Origin of the sequence: Cellulosimicrobium sp. PMB13 (assembly GCF_051294865.1) — a bacterium.
In the GTDB taxonomy this organism is placed as follows: domain Bacteria; phylum Actinomycetota; class Actinomycetes; order Actinomycetales; family Cellulomonadaceae; genus Cellulosimicrobium.
In genome coordinates, this window is record NZ_CP145910.1 from 3,036,962 (window position 1) to 3,058,115 (window position 21,154).

Sequence of the window (21,154 nt, forward strand, 5' to 3'; positions counted from 1 at the left end):
GGTGCCCGCCGTTCCCCTGCCCGACGCCGGGCGCGCCCTCCCACGGGGGGCGCGCCTGGGCGTCGACGTCGGCAGCGTGCGTGTCGGCCTGGCCGCGAGCGATCCCGACGGCCTCGTCGCGACGCCGGTCGAGACGCTGGCCCGGGACGCCGCCGCAGGTCAGGGCGTCCCGCGGTGCGTCGCCCGCATCACGGCGGAGGTCGAGGAGCGGGGCGCGGCCGTCGTGTACGTCGGCCTGCCGCGACACCTCTCCGGCGCCGAGGGCGCCGCTGCCCAGGACGCCCGGGCGTACGCTGAGTCGGTGGCCCGCGCCGTCGCACCCGTCCCGGTCCACCTCGTCGACGAGCGGATGACGACGGTCAGCGCCCACCAGGCGCTGCACGCCGCAGGCCGCTCGGGCCGCAAGCACCGCGCGGTCGTCGACCAGGCGGCGGCCGTTATCATCCTGCAGACCGCTCTCGACGCCGAGCGGGGCGCGGGGGCGCGCGCCGGAGAACCGGTAGACCCGACAGGAGACCACCGACAGTGACCGACCTGTTCGAACGTCCCACCGTCCAGGGGGACCAGCAGCCGGCGCGCTCCTCGCGCTCGGCGGAGCGTGCGCGCCGCGCGGCGAAGAAGCGCAAGGCGCGGCGTCGTCGCCGCGCCGCGATCGTGGTGCTCGTCTCGCTGCTCGTCGTGGGCGGAGCCGGCTACGTCATCTCGCAGAACGTCACGAGCCTGTTCGGGTTCGACAACCCGCTCGAGGCGAAGGACTTCGAGGGTCCGGGCACCGACCCCGTCGACGTCGTGATCGAGCCGGGCTCGACGGGACGCGACATGGGGGCGGCGCTCGTCGACGCGGGCGTGGTCGCAAGCACCGCGGCGTTCGTCGAGGCGTTCGAGGCCAACCCGAGCGCCGGCACGATCCAGCCCGGGACGCACACGCTGCTCAAGGGCATGAGCGCGGAGTACGCCGTCGCGCGCCTGGTCGCGAACGACAGCCGGGTCGAGACGAAGATCACCATCCCGGAGGGATGGACGGTCGAACGGGTGCTCGCGCAGACGTCCTCCGTGACCGGTATCCCCGTCGAGGAGCTCCAGGCGGCGATGGCAGACACCGCGGCGACCGGCCTGCCCGCCGAGGCGAACGGGAACTACGAGGGGTGGCTCTACCCGACGACGTACGTCCTGGAACCGGACGAGACGACGGCCCTCGGAGTGATCCAGCGCATGGTCAGCCAGACGGTTCTCGAGCTCGACGGTCTCGGCGTCCCCGCGGCCGACCGACAGACCGTCCTCACCAAGGCATCCCTCATCGAGCGCGAGGCGAAGCACGACGAGGACCGCCCGAAGATGGCGCGCGTCATCGAGAACCGGCTCGCGGTCGGCGAGCGGCTCGGGATCGATGCGGCCGTCGCGTACGGCGCTGGGAAGTCCGGGGAGGACCTCACGCGGGACGACCTGGCCGACACGAGCAACCCGTACAACCTGCGCGCGCTGACCGGGCTGCCGCCGGGGCCGATCGCCTCGCCTGGCAAGGCGTCCGTCGAAGCCGTGCTGAACCCCGAGCCGGGGGACTGGATGTTCTGGGTCACCGTGAACCTCGACACCGGCGAGACGATCTTCACGGAGACCTACGCGGAGCACCAGGTGTACGAGCAGCAGCTCAAGCAGTGGCTCGAGGAGAACGCCGGGTGAGCGGGTCGTCCGCGCCGCGGCGGGCGGCGGTCCTCGGGCACCCGGTCGCGCACTCGCTGTCCCCGGTCCTGCACCGGGCCGCCTACGACGCGCTCGGGCTCGACGGCTGGCGGTACGAGGCGATCGACACGACCGAGGAGCAGCTCCCCGCGTTCGTGTCGTCGCTCGACGCGTCGTGGGCCGGGCTGAGCCTGACGATGCCGCTCAAGCACGCCGTGATCCCGCTGCTCGACCACGTCGACCCGCTGGCGAACGTGGTGGGTGCGGTGAACACGCTCGTGGTGCAGCCGACGGGCGGTCGGCGCCCGACGTTCGTCGGGACGAACACGGACGTCCACGGCCTCGTCGCCGCGCTCCGCGAAGGGCTGGCGGAACGCTCCGTGAGGTCTGCCGTCGTGCTCGGCGCGGGCGCGACCGCGGCATCCGCCCTCGCCTCCCTCGCCGAGCTCGGCTGCACGTCCCCGACGGTGCTGGTCCGCTCGCTCGGTCGCACCGGCGGGCTCCAGCGCGCCGCGCACCGCATGGGCGTCGAGCCGCGGTTCGAGGTCCTCGACCCGTCGGGAGCGGCGGTGCACGATCGCCTCGCCGGGGCCGACGTCGTCGTCGCGACGCTGCCGTCGCGCGCCGCGGACCCGGTGGCGGACGCGCTCGCGACGTCCGGGAGCACGCCCGGGGGAGTCCTCCTCGACGTGGTCTACGACCCCCGGCCGACGGCACTCTCCGTAGCGTGGGCCGCGGCGGGAGGGACCGTCGTCGGCGGCGAGCGCATGCTCCTGCACCAGGCGGCCGAGCAGGTCCGTCTCATGACGGGTCGTCCCGCCCCGTTGGCGGCGATGGACGCGGCCCTCGAGTCGGCGCTCGTCGCGGCCTGACCGCACTGGCCGACCGCTCGCGCCGGTGCGACGAGGTGCACCGCGGGGCCTCAGGCCAGGCCGTACGCCCGGACGACAGCGTCGCCGCCGACTGCGGCCAGGCCGGCACCGAGCACCATGAACGGCCCGAACGGCACGGCGGTCGAGCGCGTCGCGCGACGCAGCGCGAGCAGCGCGACCGCCCACACGCCCCCGAGGACGAACGGCGCGACGAGACCGACGACGAGCTCCGCCCAGCCGAGCCAGGCGAGCGCGGTCCCGAGCAGGCCGGCGAGCTTGACGTCGCCGAACCCGAGCCCGGGTGGGTGCACGAGCCGCAGCGCGGCGAAGGCGCCGAAGCCGAACAGCGCTCCGCAGAGCGCGCGCACGAGCGCGGGACCGTCGCCCGTCAGGAGCGCTGCCAGGGCGAGGAGGACCGTGGCCACGGCCCACACCGGCAGCAGCACGGCGTCGGGCAGGCGGTGGGTCCGTGCGTCGACGACGGCCAGCAGCGCGCACCCCGCGGCGACCAGGACCAGGGCGGGCGTCCCGGCGGTGAGGCCCGACCACCACGCCACGAGGCCGGCGGCACCCAGCGCCGCCAGCCGGGCGCCGCGGCCTGCGTGGGCGAGCTCCGCCCGGGCACGCCGGGGCCAGGCCGAGCCTGTCCCGGCGGCCCTGCGCGACCCTGCGTCGCGCGCCGGCGCCTCCTGCCGCTCCGGCTCCCGGCGTCCGGCTCTCGCGACCCGGACCTTCCCCGCCGCCCCCTGATTCGTCATGCGCGGCACCGTAGCGCGCCCGTGGGACCGGGCGCCGACGTCGTCCACAGGTCCGTGCGCCGCCCGTGGTCCGCAGTGCGGGCGCCCGCCGGACGCCTGCCGGACGCGTGGGAGGATGGCGATCATGCTGCGTTGGTTGACATCGGGTGAGTCGCACGGTCAGGCGCTGGTCGGGATCCTGGACGGGCTCCCCGCGGGCGTCGAGCTCACGACGGCCGACGTGCAGGCCGCCCTGGCGCGCCGTCGCCTCGGCTACGGGCGCGGGTCGCGCCAGAAGTTCGAGCAGGACGAGCTGCGGATCCTCGGCGGGCTGCGCCACGGGCGCACGCAGGGCGGGCCGCTCGCCCTGGAGATCGCGAACTCCGAGTGGCCGAAGTGGGTCGACGTCATGTCGTCGGACCCCGTGCCGCCGGAGGCCCTGCTCGTCGACGCCGGGACGGGCGACGTGCGGGAGATCGCGCGCAACCGTCCGCTCACGCGCCCGCGACCGGGGCACGCCGACCTGGTCGGCATGCGCAAGTACGGCTTCGAGGACGCGCGACCCGTCCTCGAGCGCGCGTCGGCGCGCGAGACCGCGACGCGCGTCGCGCTCGGGGCCGCGGCGGCGAGGTTCCTGGAGCAGGCGCTCGGCGTGCGTCTCGTCTCGCACGTCGTGGGCATCGGTCCCGTCGAGGTGCCCGACGACGCACCCGTCCCGGGTCCGGACGACGTCGCCGCGCTCGACGCCGACCCGGTGCGCTGCTTCGACGCGGCGACGTCCGCAGCGATGGTCGCGGAGATCGACGACTGCCAGAAGGCCGGCGACACGCTGGGCGGCGTCGTCGAGGTGCTCGCCTACGGCGTGCCGTCGGGGATCGGGACGTACGCGCAGAGCGACCGCCGCCTCGACGCGCGCCTCGCCGCCGTCCTCATGGGCATCCAGGCGATCAAGGGCGTCGAGGTCGGTGACGGGTTCCGCACCGCGCGCCGCCGCGGCTCCGCCGCGCACGACGAGATCGAGCGCGGCGACGACGGCCGCATCCGTCGCCTGAGCAACCGCGCGGGCGGCGTCGAGGGCGGCATGAGCAACGGCGAGGTCGTGCGCGTGCGCGCCGCGATGAAGCCGATCTCCACGGTGCCGCGCGCGCTCGCGACGGTGGACGTCGCCACGGGGGAGACGGCGACCGCGCAGCACCAGCGCTCCGACGTGTGCGCCGTGCCGCCGGCGGCCGTCGTCGCGGAGGCCATGGTCGCGCTCGTGCTCGCCGAGCAGGTGCTCGAGAAGTTCGGCGGCGACTCGGTCGCCGAGGTGCGCCGCAACGCCGAGTCCTACCTCGCCGCGATCCCGGAACTCCAGCGCTGATGACTCCCGTCGCCCCCGGCACCCGCCCCGTCGTCGTCCTCCTCGGACCGCCCGGCAGCGGCAAGTCCACCGTCGCGCGCCACCTCGCCGAGCAGCTGGGCCTCGCGCAGCGCGACACCGACACGGACGTCGAGACGGTCGCCGGCATGTCCGTGGCCGACATCTTCGTCGAGCACGGCGAGCCACGGTTCCGCGAGCTCGAGCGCGAGGCCGTCACGACCGCTCTCGCGACCCACGACGGCGTGCTCGCCCTGGGTGGCGGTGCCGTCCTCGACGATCACGCCCAGGCAGCGCTCGAGGCGTACGCGGCGCAGGGCGGCGTCGTGGTGTTCCTCGACGTGAGCCTCGCGCACGCCGCCCCGCGCGTCGGCTTCAACCAGGCCCGGCCGCTGCTCCTCGGGAACCCGCGGGCCCGCTGGGCCGCCCTCATGGAGGCCCGCCGCCCCGTCTACGAGCGCCTGGCCACGGTGCGCGTCCTCACCGACGCGCGCACGCCCGCCCAGGTCGCCGACGAGGTCCGGGCGCACCTCCGGGAACAGGCGACCGGCCCCGACCACCTCGCGCCCACCGCAGGACGCACGACCACGGAGGACCCCGCGTGACCGACAGCACCCCGGCCGCCACCCCCGCACCGGCACCCGCCCGGGTGCGGGTGCCCGGCGACCAGCCCTACGACGTCGTCATCGGGCGCCACCTGCTCGGTGAGCTGCCCGCGCTGCTGGGCGACGGCGTGCGCCGCGTCCTCGTCGTGCACCCCGCGGCCCTCGCCGCGACGGCCGACGTCGTCCACGAGGACCTCAAGGCCTCGGGGTACGAGGCGTTCGTCGCCGAGGTGCCCGACGCCGAGGAGGCGAAGACCGCCCAGGTCGCCGCCTTCCTCTGGGGCGTGCTCGGGCAGGCCGACTTCACGCGCTCCGACGCGATCGTCACGGTCGGCGGCGGCGCGACCACCGACCTCGGGGGCTTCGTCGCCGCGACGTGGCTGCGCGGCATCCGCGTGGTGCACGTCCCGACGACGCTGCTCGCGATGGTCGACGCGGCGGTGGGCGGCAAGACAGGCATCAACACCGCCGAGGGCAAGAACCTCGTCGGCTCGTTCCACCCGCCGGCGGGCGTCCTGTGCGACCTCGCGTCGCTCGAGTCGCTCGGCCGCTGGGACTTCGTCGCGGGCCTCGCCGAGGTCGTCAAGACGGGGTTCATCGCGGACGAGCGCATCCTCGAGCTCGTCGAGGAGCACGCCGAGGCGCTGCGCGAGTGGGGCGTGCGGGAGACGACGCCGCAGACGTGGGCCGTCGTCGCCGAGCTCGTCGAGCGGTCCGTCGCGGTCAAGGCACGCGTCGTGGGGGAGGACCTCAAGGAGTCGGGCCTGCGCGAGATCCTCAACTACGGGCACACGCTCGGCCACGCGGTCGAGCTCACCGAGCGCTACCAGTGGCGCCACGGCGCGGCGGTGTCGGTCGGGATGGTGTTCGCGGCCGAGCTCGCGCGGCTCGCGGGAAAGCTGGACGACGACGTCGTCGAGCGGCACCGGACGATCCTCGGCACGCTCGGCCTGCCGCTCACGTACCGCGGCGACCGGTGGGAGCAGCTGCTCTCGGCGATGCGCCGCGACAAGAAGTCGCGCGGTGACCTGCTGCGGTTCGTCGTGCTCGACGACGTCGCGCGCCCGACCCGCCTCGAGGGCCCCGACCCGACCCTGCTCGCCGCCGCGTACGCCGAGATCAGCGCCGACGCGCCCGTCGGTCGCGGTCCCGTCGCCCTCTGACCCGATGGCGCGACCGGACGACGGGTCGCGTGGGCCGGTCGAGGACCTGCCGCCCGACGACCCCGACCTCGCGGCGATCCGTCGGCGCGAGGAGAGGATGCCGCGGGCGCTCGCCGTGGGCCTCGGCGCCCTCTGCGGGGTCGCGACGGCGGTCACCCTCCTCACGTCCGGTACCGCGCGCTGGGCGGCGGGCTTCTTCGCGGTGCTCTTCCTGCTCGCTGCTGCGGGGTCTCTCGTCGCGCTCGGCCGCGCGCACCGCCGCTGGGCGCCGGCAGCCGGTGCGGTGCCCGTCGCCCGGTGGACGGGGACGGGTCGCGGGAGCCCGGAGACGTCGTCGCGCGTCACGGTGGTGGAGCTGTCACGCGAGCTCGTGCCCGTCCCCTCGGCGCGGTACGCGCATCTCGAGCTCTACCGCCCGCGCGCGCTGCGGGGGCCGGTGACGCTCGAGGTCTTCCGTCTCGCGCCGGGCGGACGGTCCGGCGGTCCGGTGCGGGTGGGGTGCGCGGGCCGGGTCGCGTGGGCCACGACGCTCGAGCTCAGCGACGAGCCCCGGCCGCGCCGTCGCGAGCCACGACGCCACACCCCGGACCTCTCGCGGTCCTGACGCCGCTCGCGTGCACGGGTGCGACGTCGGCCACGCCCTGCGGTCAGGAAGGGAGTGGGCGCCACCGCCCGCGGCGCGCCAGGACGTCGCGGAGCACGTCGGCGCGGTCGGTGACGATCCCGTCCACGCCGAGGTCGATCAGTCGCTCCATGTCCGCGACGGCGTTGACGGTCCACACGTGCACCGCGAGGCCCGCGGCGTGGGCGGTGCGCACGAACCGGCGGTCGACGAGCCGCACGCGGCCGACGCGCTCGGGCACCTGCAGGCAGTCCACCCCGACCCGGCGACGGCGCAGCGGCACCCCGGTCCGGGCGGCGAGCACCACCGAGGCGACCTCCGGCTGTGCGGCGGACGTGGCGACGGGCCGGGACAGGCGCGCGACCGTGGCGCGGCGCCGCGCGGCGGAGAACGACGCCACGCACACCCGGTCGTGCGCGCGCGTGCGCTCGATGACCTCGGCGACCGGCGCGACGGCGGCCGACGACTTGACGTCCACGTTGACGCGCAGGTCCGGCCAGGCGCCGAGCAGGTCCTCCAGGGCAGGGACCGGCTCGCGCCCGCCGATGCGCGCCCGCCGCACGGTGCGCCACGGCTGGCGCGCGACGAGACCGTGCCCGTCGGTCGTCCGGTCGAGGGACGCGTCGTGCAGCGCCACGGCGACGCCGTCGCTCGTGGCGTGCGCGTCCGTCTCGACGTAGCGGTAGCCGAGGTCGCGCGCGGCCTCGAACGCTGCGAGCGAGTTCTCCAGGCCGGTCGGCGCGAACCCCCGGTGGGCGAGCGCGACGAAGCCCGGGTGCAGGTACGGGGTGCTCCTGAGGGCGTCGGTCGTCACCCTGTCAGCGTGCCCGACGGCGCGTCCCCTCGCCCGCCGGGCCGACGACAGCGCGCGGGGCGGGGGTGGATCGCGCGTGCGGGCGGCGGGTGTGGACAGCCGGGGCGGTGGGCGTGGACGGTGCGCCGGTCCGGGTGCGCCCGGCGCTAGGGTCGGGGGCATGGATCGCGTGCTCGTCCTCAACGGACCCAACCTCGGCCGGCTCGGTGTGCGGGAGCCCGAGATCTACGGCTCGGCGACGCTCGCCGACCTCCGCGAGGCCGTGGTGCGGTGGGGTGCGGCGCTGGGCCTCGACGTCGAGGCGCGCCAGACGGACGATGAGGCGCAGCTGCTCGCCTGGCTCCACGAAGCCGTCGACGCCCGCGCCCACGTGGTGCTCAACCCGGCCGCCTTCACGCACTACTCCTACGCGGTGCGCGACGCCGCGGCGCAGGTCACCACCTCGGGCCTGCTCCTCGTGGAGGTCCACCTCAGCAACCCCGCCGCACGCGAGGCGTTCCGCAGCCACTCGGTCGTCGGTGCGGTCGCGACGGGGACCGTCGCAGGCTTCGGGTTCGACTCGTACCGGCTCGCCCTGGAGGCCGTGGGCGCACGCCTGAAGAGCGACGAGGCGCGCCCTTGATGGGGCCCGATCAAGGCCGGGGTATTGATCTCGACGGATCAAGGGTCTAGCCTGGAGGCCATGTTCGTCCTGACGGTGGACCAGCGGGGCAGCACCGGGCACGCCGACCGCGTGCCGGCGCTCCTGCGCCACCTGCACGAGCTCCTCGACGGCCGCCCGGGCGTCGTGGTGGGGTTCGACCGCACCGTGGGGGACGAGGTGCAGGGCGTGCTCGACGACCCCGAGACCGTCCTCGACGTCGTCCTCGACCTCCTGCGCGACGGCGGCTGGAGCGTCGGCCTGGGCGTCGGGCCCGTCGACGAGCCGCTCCCTGCCGTGTCCCGCGAGGCGTCGGGCGAGGCGTTCGTCCGGGCGAGGGAGGCCGTCGACCAGGCGAAGTCCCGCACCGCAACGGCGCCCGTCGCCGTGCGCGGGGGACGGCCGGGGCGGGCCGAGGAGGTCGAGGCGCTCGTCCGGCTCCTCGCGGCCGTCGCGGCGCGACGCACCACGCACGGGTGGGAGGCCGTCGACACGCTCGCCGATGTCGGTGGCACCCAGAAGGATGTTGCCCGCAGGCTCGCGATCAGCGAGCAGGCGGTGAGCCAGAGGCTGCGTTCCGCCCTCTGGCCCGAGGAGGCGGCGGCCCGGCCCGTCGTCGTGAGGCTGCTGGGGGAGACCGACGCATGACGGATCCGGTGACGATCGTGTGGACCGTCGTCGTCTGGGTGGTGGCGCTCGCGGCGAGCGTGCTCGGCGGCGCGCCGGTGACGCAGGGCGTGCTCCGTGCGGCGGCCCGCCCGGGGAGGCTGGGACGGCTGCGTCGCCAGTCCGGGGTCGACCCGGCGACGGTGCCCGTGCCTCCGCCCCCCACGACGGGCACCATCGGGACGGAGGCGGTGAAGGCCCTGCGGGGCGGCACGTGGATCGGCTTCCTCGAACGCTTCGCGATCACCGGCTGCCTGCTCGCCGGGTACCCCTCGGGCATCGCGTTCGTCGTCGCGATCAAGGGCCTCGGGCGCTACCCCGAGCTGCGCGAGCACCCCGTGGCGTCGGAGCGGTTCGTCGTCGGCACGCTCGCCTCGATGTCCTGGGCGGCGGTCGTCGGTGTCGTCGCCGACGCCGTGCTCGGTGCGCTCCGGTAGGATCGACGAGGCCCATCTGCCGCTCCGCCCTCGACCGGACGTGACCGTCCGCCAGAGCCGCGCGATCATCGCGTGCCCGGCGCCTCGTGCCGAGCCCGGTGGGACGGCCACGTGCAGCCCCCAGAAGACCCTGCGACAGGAAGACGAACGTGGCGACGACCAACGACATCAAGAACGGCACCGTGCTCCGGATCGACGGCCAGCTGTGGAGCGTCATCGAGTTCCAGCACGTCAAGCCCGGCAAGGGTGGCGCGTTCGTCCGGACGAAGATCAAGAACGTCCTCACGGGCAAGACCGTCGACAAGACGTTCAACGCCGGCCTGAAGATCGAGACGGCCAACGTGGACCGCCGCGACTTCCAGTACCTGTACATGGACGGTGCGGACTACGTGTTCATGGACACGTCGACGTACGACCAGATCACGGTCCCGGCGGCGACCGTCGGCGACGCGAAGGACTACCTCCTCGAGAGCCAGAACGTGCTCATCGCGTCGAACGAGGGCCAGCCGCTGTACGTCGAGCTCCCTCCGTCCGTCGTGCTCGAGATCACCTACACCGAGCCGGGCCTGCAGGGCGACCGCTCGACCGGTGGCACCAAGCCCGCGACGCTCGAGACCGGCGCGCAGATCCAGGTCCCGCTCTTCCTCGAGCAGGGCACGAAGGTCAAGGTCGACACGCGTGACGGGTCGTACCTCGGCCGCGTGAACGACTGACGGGCCGGCACACTCACATGGGAGCACGCACCAAGGCGCGCAAGCGCGCGCTCGACGTCCTCTTCGAGGCGGAGCAGCGCACGGTCGACCCCGCGACGCTGCTCGCGGACCGTCTGGTCGACCCGGGCGCCGCGCAGTCCGCGGTGCCCCAGTACACGGTCGACATCGTCGAGGGCGTGCTCGCGCACCGCGACCGCATCGACGAGCTGCTCGAGACCTACTCCCACGGGTGGACGCTCGAGCGCATGCCCGCGGTCGACCGTGCGCTGCTGCGCATCGGCGGCTGGGAGATCCTCTTCAACGACGACGTCCCGGACGTCGTCGCGATCGACGAGGCCGTCGACCTCGCCCGGTCCCTCTCCACGGACGACTCGCCGTCGTTCGTCAACGGGCTCCTGGCCCGCATCGTCGAGATGAAGCCGACGATCACGGCCTGAGCCCCACCACGGCCCGCCGGGACGGCGGCGCGGCGTCGGTCCGGTGTGACCGACGCCGCGTCCCACCGGGCGGACTCGCACCTGGTCCGCCCCTGCCGCCGGGTAGGGTGGGGACCGTCAGACATCCTTTAAGGCCCGTCCTGTGAGGCGGGGAAGGAGGTCGCCGGACATGAGCTCTGGCGCTGCTGTGCCCACATCTTCCTCGATACCCCCGTCCGACGGGACCGTCGTCATGACGGCCGCGGACATCTCCCGCGCGCTGACGCGCATCGCCCACGAGATCGTGGAGCGCAACAAGGGGACGCGGGACCTGGTCCTGCTCGGCATCCCGACGCGCGGCGTCCCCCTCGCGGACCGGCTCGCCGAGCGCCTCGCCGCGATCGACGGCGAGTCCTCTGCGGCGGCGGACGCGCACGGGCTGGTCGGCGAGCTCGACGTGACGATGTACCGCGACGACCTGCACCGGCACCCCACGCGCCCGATCGGCGCGACCCGTCTGCCCGCGTCAGGCATCGACGGCAAGGTCGTCGTCCTGGTCGACGACGTCCTGTACTCCGGGCGCACGATCCGCGCCGCGCTCGACGCGATCAGCGACCTCGGACGCCCCCGCGCCGTGCAGCTCGCTGCGCTCGTCGACCGCGGGCACCGCGAGCTGCCGATCCGCCCGGACTTCGTCGGCAAGAACCTGCCGACCTCGACGAGCGAGCGCGTCGGCGTGCGCCTGCACGAGGTGGACGGCGCGGGGACGCAGGACGCGGTCGTCATCCGCTCCGCCCCGCAGCCCGACGCGAGCGGGGAGGCCGGCGCATGAGGCACCTGCTGTCGACCCAGGAGCTCGCGCGCGAGGACGCCATCCGCATCCTCGACACCGCCGCGCAGATGGCCGCGACGCAGTCGCGCGAGATCAAGAAGCTGCCGACCCTGCGCGGGCGCACGGTCGTCAACCTCTTCTACGAGGACTCCACACGCACGCGCATCTCGTTCGAGACGGCCGCGAAGCGGCTGTCGGCGGACGTCATCAACTTCTCGGCCAAGGGGTCGAGCGTGTCGAAGGGCGAGTCGCTCAAGGACACGGCGCTGACGCTCCAGGCGATGGGTGCCGACGCGGTCGTCGTGCGGCACCAGGCGTCGGGCGCGCCGCACCTGCTCGCGCACGCGGGCTGGCTCGACGCCGCGGTGGTCAACGCCGGCGACGGCACGCACCAGCACCCGACGCAGGCCCTGCTCGACGCCTACACGCTGCGCCGGCACCTGTCGGGCAGCGCGCTCGAGGCCCCCGGCGCGTCGGGGCCGGACGACGCCGCGGCGCGCGGTGCCGACCTCGCGGGCCGGCACGTCGCGATCGTCGGCGACGTGCTGCACTCGCGCGTCGCGCGCTCCAACGTGCACCTGCTGCACACGCTCGGGGCGCGCGTGACGCTCGTGGCCCCGCCCACGCTGCTGCCGGTGGGCGTCGAGACGTGGCCGTGCGACGTGTCGTACGGCCTCGACGGGACGCTCGCGGGCGACGGTCCGAACGGGGCGGCCGACGCCGTGATGATGCTGCGCGTGCAGCGCGAGCGCATGAGCGGCTCGGGTGCCGGGGGCGGGGCGTTCTTCCCCAACCCGCTCGAGTACTCGCGCAAGTACGGCCTCGACGCCCGGCGTCTGGCCCTCCTGCCGGAGCACGCGGTCGTCATGCACCCGGGCCCCATGAACCGCGGCCTGGAGATCTCCGCGCAGGCGGCTGACTCGTCGCGCGCCGTCATCGTCGAGCAGGTCGCGAACGGCGTCGCAGTCCGCATGGCCGTGCTCTACCTCCTCCTCGCGGGGACGGACACGCCCGGGTCGGTCGGGGACGCCGCCGCCGTGGGCTCCCCGGTCACCGCCCCGCCCGTCACCTCCACCGAAAGGGTCGCCACCCCGTGAGCAGCGCCGCAACCAGCACCACGTACGTCCTGCGCGGGGCACGTCCCCTCGGCGGCGAGCCGGTCGACCTCGTCCTCGCGGACGGGACGATCGCCGAGATCGCGCCCGTCGGCGAGTCGGCCGCAGGCACCCGCGGTGGGGACGACGTGGTCGTGGTGGACGCCACCGACCTCGTAGCCCTCCCCGGCCTGGTCGACCTGCACACGCACCTGCGCGAGCCGGGTCGCGAGGACGCCGAGACCATCGAGTCCGGCACGCGGGCCGCCGCGGCGGGCGGGTTCACCGCGGTCCACGCGATGGCCAACACGACGCCGGTCGCGGACACGGCGGGCGTCGTCGAGCAGGTGTGGCGCATCGGGCGTGACGCCGGCTGGGTGGACGTCCACCCCGTGGGCGCGGTCTCGGTCGGCCTCGCGGGCGAGCAGCTCGCCGAGCTCGGCGCGATGGCCGACTCGGCAGCGCGCGTGCGCGTGTTCTCCGACGACGGCAAGTGCGTGTCGGACCCGATCCTCATGCGTCGCGCGCTGGAGTACGTCAAGGCGTTCGACGGCGTCGTGGCCCAGCACGCGCAGGAGCCGCGCCTCACCGAGGGTGCCCAGATGAACGAGGGCGTCGTGTCCGCGGAGCTGGGCCTCGCCGGCTGGCCCGCGGTCGCCGAGGAGGCGATCATCGCGCGCGACGTCCTGCTCGCCGAGCACGTGGGCTCGCGCCTGCACGTGTGCCACCTGTCCACGGCGGGCTCGGTCGAGATCGTGCGCTGGGCCAAGGGCCGGGGCATCGACGTCACCGCGGAGGTCACGCCGCACCACCTGATCCTCACCGACGACCTCGCGCGCGGGTACGACCCGACGTTCAAGGTCAACCCGCCGCTGCGCACCGCCGCGGACGTCGAGGCGGTGCGGGCCGGGCTGGCCGACGGGACGATCGACATCGTCGCGACGGACCACGCGCCGCACCCCGTCGAGGACAAGGACTGCGAGTGGGCCGCGGCGGCGTTCGGCATGACCGGTCTCGAGACCGCGCTCGCCGTCGTCCAGGAGACCATGGTCGACACGGGCCGCCTCACGTGGGCCGACGTCGCGCGCGTGCTGTCCGCGAACCCGGCCCGGATCGGCCGCATCGACTCCGGCCCCACGGCCCAGGGGCGTCCGCTCGAGGTCGGCGAGCCGGCGAACGTCACGCTGGTGGACCCCGCCGCTCGCCGCGTCGTCGACGGCTCGACCCAGGCCACGGCGAGCGTCAACACGCCGTTCCAGGGTCGCGAGCTGCCGGGCCGCGTCGTCGCGACCTTCCTGCGCGGTCGCGCGACCGTGCTCGACGGCGCCCCGGTCGAGGAGGTGCGCGCGTGAACCTGCCCCAGCCCGTCGCCGTCGGCATCTGGGTCGTCCTCGGCGTCGTCCTGCTCGCGCTCGTGCTCGTCGGGCGCCGCCGCGTCGCAGGCCGGTCCGCCGGCGTCGTCCCGACGCCTCCCGCCGCGCCCGCCCCGGGCGACCGCGGTGCCGTCACGCTCGGCCCGCTCGACGCGCTCTACGTGTCCAGCACTCTCGCGGGGGACTGGCTCGCCCGCGTGGGCGCCCACGGACTCGGGGACCGGTCGCGCGCGGTGGTCACCGTGCACGACGGCGGTCTCCACGCCGCCCGGTCGGGCGCGCCCGACCTGTGGGTCCCCGCGGACGCGGTCTCCGGTGCCGCGCTCACCCCGGGGATGGCCGGCAAGTTCGTCGGCAAGGACGCGATCGTCGTCGTGTCCTGGGCCGTCCCCGCCGAGCCCGTCCCCGCCACGGACGGCGACGCCCTGGCACCGGCGGACCCCCCGTCGGTGCCCGCCCCGGTGCTCCTCGACACCGGCCTCATGCCCCGCCACGACGACGACGTGCCGCGCCTGCTCGACGCGGTGCGCGCACTCGTCCCTGCCGACTCGAACGTCGCCGACTCGAACGTTGCCGACCAGAACGACAAGGAAGCACAGTGACCAGCTCAGCGACCACCGCGACCTCGGACCGGGCCCTGCTCGTCCTCGAGGACGGCACCGTCCAGGCCGGGCGCGCCTACGGCGCGCGCGGCACCACCGTCGGCGAGATCGTCTTCAACACCGGCATGACCGGGTACCAGGAGACGCTCACCGATCCCTCCTACCACCGCCAGATCGTCGTCATGACGGCCCCCCACATCGGGAACACGGGAGTCAACGACGAGGACCCGGAGTCGCGGCAGATCTGGGTCGCCGGGTACGTCGTGCGCGACGCCGCGCGTCGCCCGTCGAGCTGGCGTTCCGTACGCACGCTCGACGACGAGCTCGCGGAGCAGGGCGTCGTCGGCATCAGCGACGTCGACACGCGCGCGCTCACGCGCCACCTGCGCGAGCTGGGCGTCATGCGCGCCGGGATCTTCTCCGGCGACGCGCTCGTGCGCGACGGGTACCCCCGCACGACGGAGGACCTCGTCGCGGAGGTGAAGGCCGCCCCGGCGATGGCCGGCGCCGACCTCGCGCGCGAGGTCAGCACCACGGAGGCGTACGTCGTGGAGCCCGTGGCGGGGTCGACCCCGGACGGGGCGCCCGTCGCGACGGTCGTCGCGGTCGACCTCGGGATCAAGACGATGACGCCGCAGCGGCTCGCGGAGCGCGGGGTGCGCGTGCACGTCGTGCCCGCCGCGACGACGAACGACGAGATCGACGAGCTCGCGCCCGACGGCGTCTTCTTCTCCAACGGCCCCGGCGACCCGGGCGCCGCGACGCACGAGGTCGAGCTCCTGCGCGGCGTCCTCGACCGCGGCACGCCGTTCTTCGGCATCTGCTTCGGCAACCAGATCCTCGGGCGCGCGCTGGGCTACGGCACGTACAAGCTCGCGTACGGTCACCGGGGCATCAACCAGCCGGTCATGGACCGCCGCACGGGCAAGGTCGAGGTCACCGCGCACAACCACGGGTTCGCGGTCGACGCGCCCGTCGAGGCCGAGTCCGTGGCGCCGCACGACGGCGGTCGTTACGGGCGCGTCGTGGTGTCCCACGTCGGGCTCAACGACCAGGTGGTCGAGGGGCTCGAGTGCCTCGACCTGCCCGCCTTCTCCGTCCAGTACCACCCCGAGGCCGCGGCCGGCCCCCACGACGCCGCGTACCTCTTCGACCGCTTCGTCGAGCTCATGGCCTCCCGCCCCGGCGGTGCGCAGAGCTCCGAAGCCGCCGCCGACCTGCAGACCACCAAGGAGAGCTGACCGTGCCTCGCAGAACCGACATCTCCAGCGTCCTGGTCATCGGGTCCGGCCCGATCGTCATCGGCCAGGCCTGCGAGTTCGACTACTCCGGCACCCAGGCGTGCCGCGTGCTCAAGGAGGAGGGCCTGCGGGTCGTCCTCGTGAACTCGAACCCCGCGACGATCATGACGGACCCCGAGTTCGCCGACGCGACGTACGTCGAGCCCATCACGACCGAGGTCCTCACGTCGATCATCGCCAAGGAGCGCCCCGACGCCCTGCTGCCGACGCTCGGCGGCCAGACCGCCCTCAACGCCGCGATCGCGCTCGACGAGGCCGGCGTGCTGGAGAAGTACGGCGTCGAGCTCATCGGGGCGAACATCGCCGCGATCGAGAAGGGTGAGGACCGCCAGCAGTTCAAGGACGTCGTCGAGAAGTGCGGCGGGGAGTCCGCGCGCTCGGCGATCATCCACACCGTCGAGGAGGCGCTGGCCGCGGCCGACGACCTCGGCTACCCGATGGTCGTGCGCCCGTCCTTCACGATGGGTGGCCTGGGCTCGGGCATCGCGTACGACGAGACGGACCTGCGCCGCATCGTCGGCCAGGGCCTGCACTACTCGCCGACCACCGAGGTGCTTCTCGAGGAGTCCATCCTCGGCTGGAAGGAGTACGAGCTCGAGCTCATGCGCGACAAGAACGACAACGTCGTCGTCGTGTGCTCGATCGAGAACGTCGACCCGGTCGGCGTGCACACCGGCGACTCGATCACCGTCGCGCCGGCGCTCACGCTCACGGACCGCGAGTACCAGCGCCTGCGCGACATCGGCATCGCGGTGATCCGCGAGGTCGGCGTCGACACCGGCGGCTGCAACATCCAGTACGCGGTGCACCCCGAGACGGGTCGCGTCATCGTCATCGAGATGAACCCGCGCGTGTCGCGCTCGTCCGCGCTGGCGTCGAAGGCGACGGGCTTCCCCATCGCGAAGATCGCGGCGAAGCTCGCCGTCGGGTACACGCTCGACGAGATCCCGAACGACATCACGCGGGTCACCCCGGCGTCGTTCGAGCCGACCCTCGACTACGTCGTGGTCAAGGTGCCGCGGTTCGCGTTCGAGAAGTTCCCCGCCGCGGACGACACGCTGTCCACGACCATGAAGTCGGTGGGCGAGGCGATGGCGCTCGGACGCAACTTCACCGAGGCGCTGGGCAAGGCGCTGCGCTCGATCGACAAGGGCGGGTCGGTGTTCCACTGGGACGGCGAGCCCGTGGCGGGCGCCGAGCTCGACGCGCTCCTGACGCAGATCGCGCGCCCGACGGAGAACCGGATCATCGGTGTCCAGCAGGCGCTGCGCGCCGGCGCGAGCGTGGAGCAGGTGTTCGACGCCACGAAGATCGACCCGTGGTACCTGGACCAGATCCAGCTCGTCAACGAGGTCGCCGCCGCGGTGGCGGACGCGCCGGCGCTCACGCAGGACGTGCTGCGCGAGGCAAAGAAGCACGGCCTGTCCGACGTCCAGGTCGCGCGGCTGCGCGGCATGGGGCCGACGGGGGAGGCGACGGTCCGCGAGGTGCGCCGCGCGCTGGGCGTGCGTCCCGTCTACAAGACGGTGGACACGTGCGCGGCGGAGTTCGCGGCCCGCACGCCGTACCACTACTCGTCCTACGACCTCGAGACGGAGGTCGCGCCGCGCGAGCGCGAGGCGGTCATCATCCTCGGCTCGGGGCCGAACCGCATCGGTCAGGGCATCGAGTTCGACTACTCGTGCGTGCACGCGGCGCTCACGCTGCGCGAGCGGTACGAGACCGTCATGGTCAACTGCAACCCGGAGACCGTCTCGACGGACTACGACACCTCCGACCGCCTGTACTTCGAGCCGCTGACGTTCGAGGACGTCCTCGAGGTCTACGAGGCCGAGCTCGCGGCCGGTCCGGTCAAGGGCGTCATCGTCCAGCTCGGCGGCCAGACGCCGCTCGCGCTCGCGCAGCGACTCGCCGACGCCGGCCTGCCGATCCTCGGCACGAGCCCCGAGGCGATCGACGCCGCGGAGGACCGCGGCGAGTTCGGGCGCGTCCTCGGAGAGGCGGGGCTGCCCGCGCCGGCGTTCGGCACGGCCCGCACGCTCGAGGCGGCGAAGGAGGTCGCCGACGGCATCGGCTACCCGGTGCTCGTGCGCCCGTCCTACGTGCTCGGCGGGCGCGGCATGGAGATCGTCTACTCGGTCGACCAGCTCACCGAGTACGTCGAGCGCGCCCTCGCGGCCGCTGCGGCCGACGAGCGGACCGCCGGCGGCCTGCTGCCCGCACCGCTGCTCATCGACCGGTTCCTCGACGACGCGATGGAGATCGACGTCGACGCGCTGTACGACGGCACCGAGCTGTTCCTCGGCGGCGTCATGGAGCACATCGAGGAGGCCGGCATCCACTCGGGCGACTCGGCGTGCGTCCTGCCGCCCGTGTCGCTGTCCGAGCAGGAGATCGAGCGCATCCGTCGCTCGACGGAGGCGATCGCGCGGGGCGTCGGGGTCCGCGGCCTGCTCAACGTGCAGTACGCGCTCGTGTCCGACGTGCTCTACGTGCTCGAGGCGAACCCGCGCGCGTCGCGGACCGTGCCCTTCGTGTCGAAGGCGACGGGCACCTCGCTCGCGAAGGCCGCGGCGCGCGTCATGGTCGGCGACTCCATCGCGGACCTGCGCGCGGCGGGTGTCCTCCCGGCGCAGGGCGACGGCGGCGACCTGCCGCTCGACGCGCCGATCGCCGTGAAGGAGGCCGTGCTGCCGTTCAAGCGGTTCCGCACGGCGGACGGCACCGTCGTCGACACGGTCCTCGGCCCGGAGATGCGCTCGACGGGCGAGGTCATGGGCTTCGACCGGAACTTCCCGCTCGCGTTCGCGAAGTCGCAGGCGGCGGCGTTCGGCGGCCTGCCGACGTCGGGGCGGGTGTTCGTCTCGGTCGCCGACCGCGACAAGCGCTCGATGGTCTTCCCGGTCAAGCGCCTCGCGGAGCTCGGCTTCGAGATCCTCGCGACGACTGGCACGGCCAGCGTGCTGCGCCGCAACGGCATCGCCTCGACGGTGGTGCGCAAGTTCTCGTCGGGTCGCGGCCCGGACGGTGAGCCGACGATCGTCGACCTCATCACCGCGGGCGAGGTGGACATGGTCATCAACACCCCGTCCGGCCAGGGTGCGCGCGCCGACGGGTACGAGATCCGGGCGGCCACGACCGCGGCGGACAAGCCCATCGCGACGACGGTCGACCAGCTCGCCGCCGCGGTGCAGGGCATCGAGGCGGTGCTCGCGGGACCGTTCGAGGTCGCGAGCCTGCAGGAGCACATGAACGGGACAGGGCTCGCGGCGGCGACGGCACGCACGCAGGCGCCGGCCGCGACCCTCGGGCTGCAGGTCGGCGCGTGAGCGCGGCGTTCGGGTCCCGCCTCGCGGCGGCGATGGACGACCACGGCCCCCTCTGCGTGGGGATCGACCCGCACCCCGGGCTGCTCGCGGACTGGGGCCTGCCCGACGACGCGTCCGGGCTGCGCGACTTCGGCCTGCGGGTCGTCGACGCCGTGGGCGGTCGCGTCGCGGCCGTGAAGCCGCAGTCGGCGTTCTTCGAGCGGCACGGGTCGCGCGGCGTCGCGGCGCTGGAGGACGTCCTCGCGGCGGCCCGGGCGGCGGGCACGCTCGTCGTCATGGACGCCAAGCGGGGGGACATCGGCTCGACGATGTCCGCCTACGCCGACGCCTACCTGCGGGACAGCTCGCCGCTCGCGGCGGACGCGCTGACGGTCTCGCCGTACCTCGGGTTCGGGTCGCTGCAGCCCGCGGTCGACCTCGCGCTCGGCTCGGGACGCGGCCTGTTCGTGCTGTGCCTGACCTCCAACAAGGAGGGTCAGGAGGTCCAGCACGCGCGCCGCGGTGCGGGGGCGGACGTCGAGACCGTGGCGGCGCAGGTCGCGCGGGAGGCGGCGCTGCTCAACGCGCCGGCCGTGGACGCGGGTGACGCGCTCGGGTCGATCGGTCTCGTCGTCGGGGCGACGGTCGGCGACGCCGCCGCCCGGACCGGGACCGACCTCACCGCGGTGCGCGGGCCGCTGCTCGCACCGGGCGTGGGCGCGCAGGGCGCCGGGCCGGCCGAGCTCGCCGGCGTGTTCGGTGCGGCGCGCGGCCAGGTGCTCGCGTCGAGCTCGCGCGGCGTGCTGCGCGCCGGACCCGACGTCGCGGCGCTGCGCGCGGCGGCGCGTGCGGCGTCGGACGACGCGACCGCGGCGCTGCGCGGCTGAGGCTGCGCCCGTGACATGGTCGCCGGCGCCGCTGCCTGCGAGAATGCGCGGATGAGCACCGACGACGCCTCGACGCGCGCCACCGCCCCGTCCCCCGCGATCCCGCCCCTCGGCGCACCGACCGCCTCGCGGGGCCCCGTCGTGCCCGGGGCGCTGGAGATCGAGGGCACCTGGAACGCGCGCGACGTCGGTGGTCGTGCGGTGCCCGTGCAGGGATCCGACCCGCTGCGCACGGGGGTCCTCCTGCGCACGGCGAGCCTGTCGCGCCTCACCGCGAACGGCCAGGCGGCTCTCGCCGACCTCGGGGTCACGACGGTGCTGGACCTGCGCGGCGACGACGAGCTCGCGCGCGACGGGGCGGACGTCGTCCCGGGCGGGGTCACGGTGCTGCGTCGCGGCATGGACCCGGCACGCGGCCTCGGGGCGGCGTCGGGCGCCGAGGGCGGTGCCCGGTCCGCCGACCCGGCCGCTCTCGTGGCGGGCCTCGTCACCGCGCCCGACCCCGCCGCCGTCGCCCGTCGGATGATGCTGGGCGTCTACGAGACGTTCGTCCGCGACGCGGGGATCCGCGCGACGGTCGGCCAGGTGCTCGCCGATATCGCGGCCGCGCCAGGAGCCGTGGTGGTGCACTGCTCGGCCGGGAAGGACCGCACCGGGTGGGTGGTCGCCCTCGCCCAGCACCTCGCGGGCGTCGGAGAGGCCGACCGCATGGCGGAGTACCTCGCGAGCGCCGCGGCTGCCGACGGGCTCGCGGCGGTCGTCCCGCCGATCCCGGGGCTCGACGCCGCCGCGCTCGGCCCGCTGCTGACGGTCGAGCCCGACTACCTGGACAGCGCGTGGGACCTCGCCGAGCGTGAGCACGGCGACATCGACGGGTATCTCGCGGCCTGCGGCGTCACGGACGACGTGCGCCGTGCGCTCGTGGCGCGGCTCGTCGGATGACGGTCCGCACGACGCGCGGGTGCCGGGTCGTTGCCTGCCGCGCGCGGGGTCGCTACGTTCGAAGGACCGACGTCCGCGCAGGTGGGCCGG

The 21,154-nt window shown here is 74.6% G+C and carries 22 protein-coding genes; 20 read left to right on the forward strand and 2 right to left on the reverse strand.

What is annotated here, in order from left to right; genetic code table 11:
• Position 1: 1 nt before the first annotated feature.
• From ruvX to V5D56_RS13665, 3 genes are read left to right on the forward strand one after another with little or no spacing between them, the layout of a single operon-like run.
• Complete coding sequence (gene ruvX / locus V5D56_RS13655; RefSeq protein WP_435735845.1) at positions 2-529, forward strand: Holliday junction resolvase RuvX; 528 nt, start codon at positions 2-4, stop codon at positions 527-529.
• Positions 526-1,680, forward strand: coding sequence for an endolytic transglycosylase MltG (mltG, locus tag V5D56_RS13660; protein ID WP_435735846.1), 1,155 nt, complete (start codon positions 526-528; stop codon positions 1,678-1,680). The genes ruvX and mltG overlap by 4 nt, the downstream gene beginning before the upstream one ends.
• Positions 1,677-2,552 (forward strand): shikimate dehydrogenase, encoded by an 876-nt coding sequence (locus tag V5D56_RS13665; protein WP_435735847.1) that lies wholly within the window; start codon positions 1,677-1,679, stop codon positions 2,550-2,552. The genes mltG and V5D56_RS13665 overlap by 4 nt, the downstream gene beginning before the upstream one ends.
• A gap of 50 nt (positions 2,553-2,602) precedes the next feature.
• Here V5D56_RS13665 and V5D56_RS13670 read toward each other — a convergent pair whose 3' ends face one another.
• Complete coding sequence (locus V5D56_RS13670; RefSeq protein WP_435735848.1) at positions 2,603-3,310, reverse strand: prepilin peptidase; 708 nt, start codon at positions 3,308-3,310, stop codon at positions 2,603-2,605.
• 124 nt (positions 3,311-3,434) lie between these two features.
• Here V5D56_RS13670 and aroC point away from each other — a divergent pair, with 124 nt between their 5' ends.
• The 4 genes from aroC to V5D56_RS13690 are packed head-to-tail and all read left to right on the forward strand — an operon-like array spanning position 3,435 to position 7,021.
• Complete coding sequence (aroC, locus tag V5D56_RS13675; RefSeq protein WP_435739040.1) at positions 3,435-4,652, forward strand: chorismate synthase; 1,218 nt, start codon at positions 3,435-3,437, stop codon at positions 4,650-4,652.
• Positions 4,652-5,254, forward strand: a complete 603-nt coding sequence (locus tag V5D56_RS13680) for a shikimate kinase (protein ID WP_435735849.1) — start codon at positions 4,652-4,654, stop codon at positions 5,252-5,254. The genes aroC and V5D56_RS13680 overlap by 1 nt, the downstream gene beginning before the upstream one ends.
• Positions 5,251-6,417 carry a 3-dehydroquinate synthase gene (aroB, locus tag V5D56_RS13685; RefSeq protein ID WP_435735850.1) on the forward strand — a complete coding sequence of 389 codons (1,167 nt, stop codon included), beginning with the start codon at positions 5,251-5,253 and terminating at the stop codon, positions 6,415-6,417. Before V5D56_RS13680 ends, aroB begins: the two co-directional genes overlap by 4 nt.
• A gap of 4 nt (positions 6,418-6,421) precedes the next feature.
• A complete protein-coding gene (locus V5D56_RS13690; RefSeq protein WP_435735851.1) occupies positions 6,422-7,021 on the forward strand; it encodes a hypothetical protein in 600 nt (199 codons plus the stop codon).
• Positions 7,022-7,064: 43 nt separating this feature from the next.
• Here the strand turns inward: V5D56_RS13690 and V5D56_RS13695 are convergent, their stop codons facing one another.
• On the reverse strand, positions 7,065-7,853 hold the full coding sequence (locus V5D56_RS13695) for a glycerophosphodiester phosphodiesterase (RefSeq protein WP_435735852.1): 789 nt from the start codon (positions 7,851-7,853) through the stop codon (positions 7,065-7,067).
• Between the two features lie 160 nt (positions 7,854-8,013).
• Here V5D56_RS13695 and V5D56_RS13700 point away from each other — a divergent pair, with 160 nt between their 5' ends.
• The 13 genes from V5D56_RS13700 (at position 8,014) to V5D56_RS13760 (ending at position 21,064) form a co-directional block, all read left to right on the forward strand.
• Entirely contained in the window at positions 8,014-8,475 is a 462-nt protein-coding gene (locus V5D56_RS13700) for a type II 3-dehydroquinate dehydratase (RefSeq protein ID WP_435735853.1), read from the forward strand.
• 60 nt (positions 8,476-8,535) lie between these two features.
• Positions 8,536-9,141 carry a hypothetical protein gene (locus V5D56_RS13705; RefSeq protein ID WP_435735854.1) on the forward strand — a complete coding sequence of 202 codons (606 nt, stop codon included), beginning with the start codon at positions 8,536-8,538 and terminating at the stop codon, positions 9,139-9,141.
• Positions 9,138-9,596, forward strand: a complete 459-nt coding sequence (locus V5D56_RS13710; RefSeq protein ID WP_435735855.1) for a hypothetical protein — start codon at positions 9,138-9,140, stop codon at positions 9,594-9,596. Before V5D56_RS13705 ends, V5D56_RS13710 begins: the two co-directional genes overlap by 4 nt.
• 149 nt (positions 9,597-9,745) lie before the next feature.
• Positions 9,746-10,309: an elongation factor P gene (gene efp, locus V5D56_RS13715; RefSeq protein ID WP_435735856.1), complete on the forward strand. Its 564-nt coding sequence runs from the start codon at positions 9,746-9,748 to the stop codon at positions 10,307-10,309.
• Positions 10,310-10,326: 17 nt separating this feature from the next.
• On the forward strand, positions 10,327-10,746 hold the full coding sequence (gene nusB / locus V5D56_RS13720) for a transcription antitermination factor NusB (protein WP_435735857.1): 420 nt from the start codon (positions 10,327-10,329) through the stop codon (positions 10,744-10,746).
• A 169-nt stretch (positions 10,747-10,915) separates the two neighbouring features.
• Positions 10,916-11,557: a bifunctional pyr operon transcriptional regulator/uracil phosphoribosyltransferase PyrR gene (gene pyrR, locus V5D56_RS13725; RefSeq protein ID WP_435735858.1), complete on the forward strand. Its 642-nt coding sequence runs from the start codon at positions 10,916-10,918 to the stop codon at positions 11,555-11,557.
• On the forward strand, positions 11,554-12,654 hold the full coding sequence (locus V5D56_RS13730; RefSeq protein WP_435735859.1) for an aspartate carbamoyltransferase catalytic subunit: 1,101 nt from the start codon (positions 11,554-11,556) through the stop codon (positions 12,652-12,654). Before pyrR ends, V5D56_RS13730 begins: the two co-directional genes overlap by 4 nt.
• A complete protein-coding gene (locus tag V5D56_RS13735) occupies positions 12,651-14,003 on the forward strand; it encodes a dihydroorotase (protein ID WP_435735860.1) in 1,353 nt (450 codons plus the stop codon). The genes V5D56_RS13730 and V5D56_RS13735 overlap by 4 nt, the downstream gene beginning before the upstream one ends.
• On the forward strand, positions 14,000-14,626 hold the full coding sequence (locus V5D56_RS13740) for a hypothetical protein (RefSeq protein WP_435735861.1): 627 nt from the start codon (positions 14,000-14,002) through the stop codon (positions 14,624-14,626). Before V5D56_RS13735 ends, V5D56_RS13740 begins: the two co-directional genes overlap by 4 nt.
• Positions 14,623-15,867, forward strand: a complete 1,245-nt coding sequence (carA, locus tag V5D56_RS13745; RefSeq protein ID WP_435735862.1) for a glutamine-hydrolyzing carbamoyl-phosphate synthase small subunit — start codon at positions 14,623-14,625, stop codon at positions 15,865-15,867. Before V5D56_RS13740 ends, carA begins: the two co-directional genes overlap by 4 nt.
• A gap of 2 nt (positions 15,868-15,869) precedes the next feature.
• Positions 15,870-19,256, forward strand: a complete 3,387-nt coding sequence (gene carB / locus V5D56_RS13750) for a carbamoyl-phosphate synthase large subunit (protein WP_435735863.1) — start codon at positions 15,870-15,872, stop codon at positions 19,254-19,256.
• Complete coding sequence (pyrF, locus tag V5D56_RS13755) at positions 19,253-20,122, forward strand: orotidine-5'-phosphate decarboxylase (protein ID WP_435735864.1); 870 nt, start codon at positions 19,253-19,255, stop codon at positions 20,120-20,122. Before carB ends, pyrF begins: the two co-directional genes overlap by 4 nt.
• 51 nt (positions 20,123-20,173) lie before the next feature.
• Positions 20,174-21,064, forward strand: a complete 891-nt coding sequence (locus tag V5D56_RS13760; protein ID WP_435735865.1) for a tyrosine-protein phosphatase — start codon at positions 20,174-20,176, stop codon at positions 21,062-21,064.
• Positions 21,065-21,154: the final 90 nt, after the last annotated feature.

Bases quoted from the DNA above. Each gene is read 5' to 3' on its own strand.
- V5D56_RS13670 (WP_435735848.1), bottom strand. From the start codon at position 3,310: ATGACGAATCAGGGGGCGGCGGGGAAGGTCCGGGTCGCGAGAGCCGGA.
- aroC (WP_435739040.1), top strand. From the start codon at position 3,435: ATGCTGCGTTGGTTGACATCGGGTGAGTCGCACGGTCAGGCGCTGGTC.
- V5D56_RS13680 (WP_435735849.1), top strand. From the start codon at position 4,652: ATGACTCCCGTCGCCCCCGGCACCCGCCCCGTCGTCGTCCTCCTCGGA.
- V5D56_RS13690 (WP_435735851.1), top strand. From the start codon at position 6,422: ATGGCGCGACCGGACGACGGGTCGCGTGGGCCGGTCGAGGACCTGCCG.
- V5D56_RS13700 (WP_435735853.1), top strand. From the start codon at position 8,014: ATGGATCGCGTGCTCGTCCTCAACGGACCCAACCTCGGCCGGCTCGGT.
- V5D56_RS13705 (WP_435735854.1), top strand. From the start codon at position 8,536: ATGTTCGTCCTGACGGTGGACCAGCGGGGCAGCACCGGGCACGCCGAC.
- V5D56_RS13710 (WP_435735855.1), top strand. From the start codon at position 9,138: ATGACGGATCCGGTGACGATCGTGTGGACCGTCGTCGTCTGGGTGGTG.
- nusB (WP_435735857.1), top strand. From the start codon at position 10,327: ATGGGAGCACGCACCAAGGCGCGCAAGCGCGCGCTCGACGTCCTCTTC.
- pyrR (WP_435735858.1), top strand. From the start codon at position 10,916: ATGAGCTCTGGCGCTGCTGTGCCCACATCTTCCTCGATACCCCCGTCC.
- V5D56_RS13730 (WP_435735859.1), top strand. From the start codon at position 11,554: ATGAGGCACCTGCTGTCGACCCAGGAGCTCGCGCGCGAGGACGCCATC.
- V5D56_RS13760 (WP_435735865.1), top strand. From the start codon at position 20,174: ATGAGCACCGACGACGCCTCGACGCGCGCCACCGCCCCGTCCCCCGCG.